The sequence below is a fragment of the Pseudarthrobacter sp. rb genome (assembly GCF_056389225.1).
Genome location: NZ_JBWJAR010000009.1, coordinates 168,235 through 174,828 on the forward strand (window position 1 = coordinate 168,235; position 6,594 = coordinate 174,828).

General features: G+C 66.0%; 7 protein-coding genes. 3 read left to right on the forward strand and 4 right to left on the reverse strand.

The genetic code is table 11. The features are described 5' to 3' along the window. Nucleotides 1–13: 13 nt before the first annotated feature. Nucleotides 14–784: a uracil-DNA glycosylase gene (locus ACWRN3_RS14095; RefSeq protein WP_476741013.1), complete on the forward strand. Its 771-nt coding sequence runs from the start codon at nucleotides 14–16 to the stop codon at nucleotides 782–784. A gap of 13 nt (nucleotides 785–797) precedes the next feature. Then, the gene (locus tag ACWRN3_RS14100; RefSeq protein WP_476741014.1) at nucleotides 798–1,637 is read left to right on the forward strand and encodes a siderophore-interacting protein; all 840 of its coding nucleotides are present in this window, start codon (nucleotides 798–800) and stop codon (nucleotides 1,635–1,637) included. A 20-nt stretch (nucleotides 1,638–1,657) separates the two neighbouring features. Here ACWRN3_RS14100 and ACWRN3_RS14105 read toward each other — a convergent pair whose 3' ends face one another. The 3 genes from ACWRN3_RS14105 to ACWRN3_RS14115 form a co-directional block, all read right to left on the reverse strand. Beyond that, nucleotides 1,658–3,145, reverse strand: a complete 1,488-nt coding sequence (locus ACWRN3_RS14105) for a threonine/serine exporter family protein (protein ID WP_476741015.1) — start codon at nucleotides 3,143–3,145, stop codon at nucleotides 1,658–1,660. 34 nt (nucleotides 3,146–3,179) lie between these two features. Next, nucleotides 3,180–4,496, reverse strand: a complete 1,317-nt coding sequence (locus tag ACWRN3_RS14110; protein ID WP_476741016.1) for a peptidoglycan bridge formation glycyltransferase FemA/FemB family protein — start codon at nucleotides 4,494–4,496, stop codon at nucleotides 3,180–3,182. Nucleotides 4,497–4,634: 138 nt separating this feature from the next. After that, nucleotides 4,635–5,768: a lipid II:glycine glycyltransferase FemX gene (locus ACWRN3_RS14115; protein ID WP_476741017.1), complete on the reverse strand. Its 1,134-nt coding sequence runs from the start codon at nucleotides 5,766–5,768 to the stop codon at nucleotides 4,635–4,637. Nucleotides 5,769–5,889: 121 nt separating this feature from the next. Between ACWRN3_RS14115 and ACWRN3_RS14120 the strand changes: the two genes are divergently transcribed. Beyond that, nucleotides 5,890–6,435, forward strand: a complete 546-nt coding sequence (locus tag ACWRN3_RS14120; RefSeq protein ID WP_476741018.1) for a TspO/MBR family protein — start codon at nucleotides 5,890–5,892, stop codon at nucleotides 6,433–6,435. Between the two features lie 49 nt (nucleotides 6,436–6,484). Here ACWRN3_RS14120 and ACWRN3_RS14125 read toward each other — a convergent pair. Then, nucleotides 6,485–6,594 (reverse strand): L-serine ammonia-lyase, iron-sulfur-dependent, subunit alpha (locus tag ACWRN3_RS14125; protein ID WP_476741023.1); only part of this gene is annotated, 110 nt, incomplete at its 5' end.

The window sequence follows — 6,594 nt, forward strand, 5'->3', positions numbered from 1 at the left end:
CAACAATGGAACGATGTTTGAACCGGATGCCCTCTTCGAGCTGCACCAGGACCCTGCGGACGCCGCCGGCTTCGCCGATCTGGCGCAGCTGCCACTGGCAGAGCTGATGGCTCCGGACTGGGCCGCGGCGCTGCAGGGCGTGGAAGCCCAGCTCCGGAAGGTCCTGGCGTTCCTCGCAGACGAAGAGGCGGCCGGGCACCAGCTCCTGCCGCCGCCGTCGAACGTCCTGCGCGCCTTCCGCCAGCCCCTCGCGGACGTGAAGGTCCTCATCGTGGGGCAGGACCCCTACCCCACGCCGGGACACGCCGTCGGCCTGTCGTTTTCGGTTGAACCGCACGTCCGGCCCCTCCCCCGCAGCCTGGTCAACATCTACCGGGAGCTGGAATCGGACCTGGGAATTCCTCCGCGCGTCCATGGAGATTTGTCGGCGTGGACGGAGCAGGGGGTGCTGCTCCTGAACCGGGTGCTCACCGTCCGGGCCGGCGCGGCTGGCTCCCACCGGGGCAAAGGCTGGGAGGAAATTACGACGGCGGCAGTCACCGCGCTGGCCGCCCGCAAGTCCCCGGACGGGTCCGGGATGCCGCTGGTGGCGGTGTTGTGGGGCAAGGAGGCTGAGGGCGTCAGGCCGCTCCTGGCCGGCGCCCCCGTGGTCACCAGCCCGCACCCCAGTCCGTTGTCCGCGTCCCGGGGGTTCTTTGGTTCCAGGCCGTTCAGCCGCGTGAACCAGCTGCTCCGGGAACAGGGTGCGCGGGACGTAACCTGGGAACTCCCGCCGCTCCCCTAGCTAGGCTTGCCTTATGAGCACTGTCCCCGCCGCCACCAGCGCAACCAAGAAGAGCCGCCCGCAGGTCAACCTCACCGTGCTGCGGAAGGAACAGCTCTCCCCGCACATGGTCCGGATTGTGGCCGGCGGAGAGGGCTTCGGCGATTTCGTCAACAACGGGTTCGTTGACCGTTACGTGAAGATCGTCTTCCCACAGCCCGGCGTGGAGTACCCCTCCCCGCTGGATCTCTGGACGGTGCGGGAAACCATGCCGCGGGAGCAGTGGCCCTTCACCCGTACCTATACGCTGCGCTGGGTGGATCCCGAGGCCCGGGAGCTGGCCATCGACTTCGTGGTCCATGGCGATGAGGGGTTCGCCGGTCCGTGGGCGGCCAACGCCCAGCCGGGTGAGCCGCTGATCTTTACCGGCCCCGGCGGCGCGTACAACCCCAACCCCGAGGCCGACTGGTACCTCTTTGCCGGTGACGAGTCGGCCCTGCCCGCCATCGCCGCCTGCATCGAGTCACTGCCGGCAGGCGCAACCGGGCTGGCCTTTTTGGAGGTCGGCTCCGAGGCGGACATCCAGCCCATTGCCGCCCCGGCGGGACTGCGCATCACGTGGCTGCCCCGCAACGGCACATCGGCGGGTTCCAGCGATCTGCTGGTGAACGCAGTGGCCGGCGCGGAATGGCCCGATGGCACGGTGGATGTCTTTGCGCACGGCGAACGCGGCTACATGAAAGCCCTGCGCGAGGTCCTGTTCAAACAGCGCGGACTGGAGCGCCGGCAGGTGTCCCTCTCCGGGTACTGGGCGCAGGGCCGGGTGGAGGACGTCTTCCAGGCTGAGAAGAAGCTTCCGGTCGGCCAGATCTAGCCTGGAAAGGCGGCCGTGGCTTAGCGGCGCCGGGCCCGGCGCCGCTCGTTGCTTGCCAGGCTGCGGGTCAGCGGACGGGCCAGCACGTCGCCCAGCACAATCCCGCCGGCCGTACCCAGCACAATGGCGCCGGCACTGAGCATCCCGCCGGCACCCGCCAGGACTTCAGACTCCTCAACGGTGAGCACATACATGGACCGGAAAATCGTGAGGCCCGGCAGCAGGATGAGTGCCGCGGGCACGGCCACCACCAGCTGCGGTGCGCCCATGCGCAAGGCCACCACCCGTGCCAGCAGGCCAATGACGACGGCGGCCATGGCAGGCGCAAACCGGTCCCCGATGCCCAACTGGCCACAGCCGAGCAACACCAGGTAGCCGGCCACGCCCACGGCTGCCGTGGGCAGCAGGAGCTTCCACGTGGTCTGTTCCGTGATGCCGATGGCCATCACAGCGGCGGCCACGAAGAGGATCAGGACCCACAGATCGTAGGCGGGCGGGAAGGTCTGCGTTACGTCGATGCGCTGCAGCCCGGTCAACTCCCCCACCACGAAGGCCACAGCGATGCCCGCCACGATGGCGCCGAAGGTCAGCAGGGTGGACAGGAACCGCCCCGCGGCCGTCACGGGGAAGCCGTTGATGGCGTCCTGCACGGAGGAGACCAGGCGCCCGGTGGGCAGGAGGAGCAGAATGCCACCCACCACCACGATGGACGGCGACGTGGTGAGCCCCAGCTGCCAGAGCAACAGCGCCAGCATGGTGACCACGAAAGAGCAGCTCGCGGTGATGAAGAAGTCAGGAACCCGCCATCGTCCCAGCTGCCGGGCCAGCAGGCTGATGCCGATGTTGGCCACGAACGCGATCACCGACGACACCGGGCCGCCGCCCAGCACCCCCACGAACACGGCGGCGAAAATGCCGAACGCCACGGTGACCATCCACCGCGGGTAGGGCTTGGGGCTGGTGATGGCCTCATTGAGCCTGCGGATCGCTTCGTCACGGCCCACACCTCCGGCCACGATGTCGGTGACCAGCTGGTGCACCTTGGCCAGGCCGGCGTAGTTGTTGGTCCAGGACCGCACCACGCGCAGCAGGGCGATGGGGGTCTGGTCCTTGGGCGCATAGTTGATGCCCACTGACTGGTTGGTGATGTCCACTTCGATGTTCTTCAGCCCCAGGGCCGCCGTGACCGCGATGATGCTGGTTTCGACTTCCAGGGCACCCGCGCCGTAGCGGAACATGGTCTCAGCCAGGTGCAGGGCGAAGTCCAGGGTTTTGCGCGCGGACGTATCCACGCCGCCCACCTGGATGGTGGGGTTGGCGTACGGGCTGCCCGCCAGCCGGTCCACGATGCTCAGCGGAGCCGTGGGAGGATTCTCGCCCTGCACCAGGCGGCGCAGCATCCTCTTGGCGGCGGCGTCCTGCCGAAGCTGCGCAGGGGTCAGTGGTTCAGTCTTGGGCAGGCCGTCAGTCTTCGGCCTGGACCCTGGCCATTCGGGCCGGTTGGTCATGCCCGGTTCCTCCCTGTGCGCGGTTGATGGACTCTCAGGATGCGCGCTTCAGCGGCAGTTTACCCAGCAGGGTGCGGGCGGCAGCGGCAGCGGACCTGGCCAGCCGGTTGGCGTGGAAGACGGCGGGGCGGACCGGGCTTACGAAGTCCCCCACCAGCTGGACCACTTCCCCGCCGAATCCCTTCTTGAATTCGTAGCCGCCGTGGCCTTCCTCGTCCTGCCCGGAGATGCCGAACGTGCCGTAAAAGTTGTACCGCGGGTAGCCCTTCTCCAGGGCGTGCAGCATCATTCCCCAGTAGAGGGAGGTTGCGCCGTTGAAATAGATGTAGTCCTGCACGGTGCCGCCGATCACGCACACCACCTCATCGCCGTAGCAGACGAAGTGGATGGCCGCCACGGTGGCCGTTCCCACCGAGTCCGGGAAGCGTTCAATGTCCTTCAGGCTCCGCTCGTAGCTGTCCACCAGGTCCTGGACCACTTTGAGCCGGTTGGCCTTTTTCTTGCTGCCGGTCTCCTCCACCTCGCGGCGGAGGTCCGCCGCTGTGGCCGACTCGGCAGCCAGCCGTTCGGTGATGGATTTGCGGTAGGCGGGGATGTCGATCTTGGCCATCATCAGCTTGGTGAACTCCGCGGAGGTGGTGCGGAGCAGGTTCTCGTAATAGGCGCGTTCGCGGTACACGAACCCTTTTTCGTCGCCTGCCCGGCTCAATGCACCGTAGAAATCGTCCAGCGTCTCCAGGGTGGCCTGTTCCAGGAAGACGCCGTTCTTTTCCGCCTTGCGGATGGCTTTGCGCGTGCGGTAGCTGGTGCCCATGATCAGCTCTTCGGCGTCCTGGATCCCCACCAGGTTCTTGATGAACATCCAGTTGACGTTGATGAAGTTCATGTCCAGGCCCTGGTGCTGGAATCCGAGCTGTTCCAGGTCCGCCACCAGCGGCCTGTTGTCCTCGATTTCCGGGTGCTCGGCACCGTCGGCGTCCCGTGCGATGTACCTGATGTTCGGCGAGATCCGCAGTTCAGCCGCTTTGCGCTCAGCAGCATGCTTGCGGAGAAGCCCGACGACGGCGCGCACCAGGTCCCGGTCCGAGTAGTCCATGAGGGGGCCCTTGGCACACTCGCAGACGGTATAGCCCAGCCGGGTGGTGGTGTAGTTGAGCTTTCCCGCGGCCACCAGCTCGCCGTCGCGCCGGACCCCGAAGAGTTCCACCTGCTGGCCCCGGGCACGCTGGAAGCGGGCGAAGTCGAGGGACTGCAGGAAGCTGTTCTGCGGGTGCTTCAGGGCGAAGGCCTCGAATTCGGTGTCGCTGAGGTTGGCGTATTCAAGCCCGGTCGCGGCGGAAACTGGATTCAAGGGGTGACCTTCTTCTGGACTCTTCGCGGCCTGTGGGCACGCGCTGGGTGGAGGGTGTTCAGGGTGGACGGTGTTCAGGGCTGCCGGCACCGGTGCGTGCGGGCGGCGCTCAGGAGAGAGCGCCTTCGCGGCAGCAGGTCAGTAGAACTGCTGCCCGGTTCGTGCGGTCTCGATCCGGCGGAACACTTTCTCTCCACCGTTGACCCAGAGCCGGTGCCGGAGCGGGGACAGGATGTAGTCGTGGCAGCCCACAAAGTCAGTGACCGTCTTGGTGAAGCTGGTCTTGAACATGCCCATTCCGTAGAGGTTGTGGGTCTTGTCCTTGATGCGCGCAGCCGGCGGGGTGCCGCAGAAGTCGTATTCCGTGCAGCCAAGTTCCTGCATCCGCCGGATGGCCGTCCACTGCACCAGGTGCGAGTCCCCGTACTGCTTGCGGTTCTGGGTGGAACCGCCGTCCTTGTACGTTGCCTTGCCCCCGTAGTTGATGACGAAGGCACCCACGCTGGGTTTTCCGTCCTCGTAGGCGAAGAAGAAGTTGCCCTGGCCGCGGTTGCAGAACTCGTCCCAGAACCGCTCGTAGTAGTCATAGCTGCGCAGGGGCATGGAACCCTTTGCGTTGACCGTGTTGGCCATCAGGTCGTACAGGGCCCGGTAGGTTTCCGGTCCTTGTTCCTGCCGGACCACCTGGCAGCCCTCGCGCTCTGCGCGCCGGATTGCGTTCCTGGCCCGGGAAGAGATGGCTTTAAAGACTTCCTCTTCCGTGCCGGAGATATCCAGCAGGGCGGTGGAATCGTTGGACTGGATGTTGGGGGCTTTGGCCAGGTGGGCGGCTGCCAGTTCCTGCTGCGCTTCGGCTGAGTCGATGATGTCAGGTTCCACCTTGATGGTGAAAACCCTCAGCTTGCTGCTGCGGACCAGCTGCGCGCACGCTTCGAGGGCAGCTCCCAGGTCTGCTGCCCCTGCCAGGTCGGGGCCCTTGATGAGGTACCAGAGCCGTCCCAGGACGGGGAAGCTTTTTTCCAGCACCAGGTTGTAGCTGGCGTTCCCGCGGCCTCCCAGCACCAGGAACCGGACTTTCCAGCCGCTTCCGTTCTTGACCGATGCGTAGGCAGCGGACTGCAGCATGTTGCCGCCGTTCGGGTTGGCCGTGACGTGCTTGTCCCAGTTTTCAATTTCCTCGGCTGTGGCAAAACGTGCGGTGAATTCTCGCAAGGGGGCCGTGTCCAATCGGGTTTGTGCGCGGTTTCGGTACTTCTGGATGCGTGCGGACATGCAGCTTCAAGTCTAAAGCCTCAGGCGCTCCCGGCTTTTCTCCGGCATGCCCGGGACGGCGGCCGCGCGGGTGTGGAGCGTCACCTTGACGGAGCTCAGGATGTTCAACAAGGGTTGGGGTATGAGGCCGGATGGGGAACAGAGCACCGCTCCCGCGGGAAGCGGAGGGAAGCCGTACAGTGCCGGGGTGCAGGCCGCCGCGCTTGCCGGTTTCCTGTCGGCGTCCCTGGTGGTGGCAGCGTTGGGCGGGTTGGCATCGGCGGCCAATGTCACGGGGTGGTATGCCACCGCGGACAAGGCCCCCTGGTCCCCGCCCAACGGCGTGTTCGGCCCCGTGTGGACCATCCTTTATGCGGCAATGGCCCTCGCTGCATGGCTGGTTTGGCGCAAACGCACCGCTGGGACACGGCAGGCCATGGTGGTTTACGCCATCCAACTGGCCCTCAACCTCACCTGGACCCCGGTCTTTTTCGCCCTTTACCCTGCCCTCGGCACAGCGGCCCTATGGCTGGGGCTGGCCATCATCGTGGCCCTGGTTGCCGCGGTTACGGTGACGGTGCTGCATTTCGGTCCGATCAGCCGGACGGCAGGACTGCTCCTGCTGCCCTACATCTCATGGCTGGTGTTCGCTGCCAGCCTTAATTGGTGGGCGGCAACGCACAATTAGGCCCACGGGCACCGCCCGGCCCGCCATTCGGGCGGGTGTCAGCGGGGTGTCAGCATTCGACGACGTTGACGGCGAGGCCGCCCATGGCGGTTTCCTTGTATTTGTCGCTCATGTCTTTGCCGGTTTCGCGCATGGTGATGATGACTTCGTCGAGGGAGA